This window comes from Grimontia celer (assembly GCF_900055185.1).
GTDB lineage: Bacteria > Pseudomonadota > Gammaproteobacteria > Enterobacterales > Vibrionaceae > Enterovibrio > Enterovibrio celer.
This window is the reverse complement of the sequence record NZ_FIZX01000044.1, coordinates 1-592: the sequence shown is the minus strand read 5'-3', so window position 1 is coordinate 592 and position 592 is coordinate 1. Positions and strand designations below refer to the sequence as shown.

At 43.4% G+C, this 592-nt stretch carries 1 protein-coding gene; it reads left to right on the top strand.

Annotation, left to right across the window (positions count from 1 at the left end):
• Window positions 1-240 precede the first annotated feature (240 nt).
• Window positions 241-592, top strand: a 352-nt coding sequence (locus GCE9029_RS25335; RefSeq protein ID WP_306455719.1) for a potassium transporter TrkG, incomplete at its 3' end; no start/stop codon positions are given.

The window sequence follows — 592 nt, the reverse complement described above, 5'->3', positions numbered from 1 at the left end:
GGAGGGAGTATTAGACAGAGGTACCATATAGTTTGTTCCGCGTGACACCGAGCACGAGGACTTCAACTTTTGACACCCCAGACGAGCGTCCTAGCTGAACGTATGAAGATGTGAAATAGTTCTAGGTTTAGTACAATATTGAATGTGTGAATTTGTGTGGTGATTATTTATGGTCTCTATATGATGGTTCCCATTCTTATCAGCTTTATCTACGGAGAAAATGAGATACAGGATTGTTGAATTACGTTTGGGGTTGAGTTTGCAATCGGCTTTATTGGCTGGAAAGCAACGGATAGCGGTGATAAGAACCTAAGAACCCGAGATGGTTTTATGGTTGCTGTTATTTTCTGGGTTAGCTTTTCTATCATTAGTACCTTGCCCTTGTACCTTGATCGTCGTCTTGGTCTGTCAATGACGGATGCTCTTTTTGAAGGGATCTCAGGTATTACAACGACAGGGGCGTCTGTTCTTAGTCACATTGATACTTTGCCCAAGTCCATTTTGTACTACCGTGCTCAACTCAACTTTCTTGGTGGACTAGGGATCATCGTTTTAGCGGTTGCCGTCATGCCGTTTTTGGGTATAGGGGGAG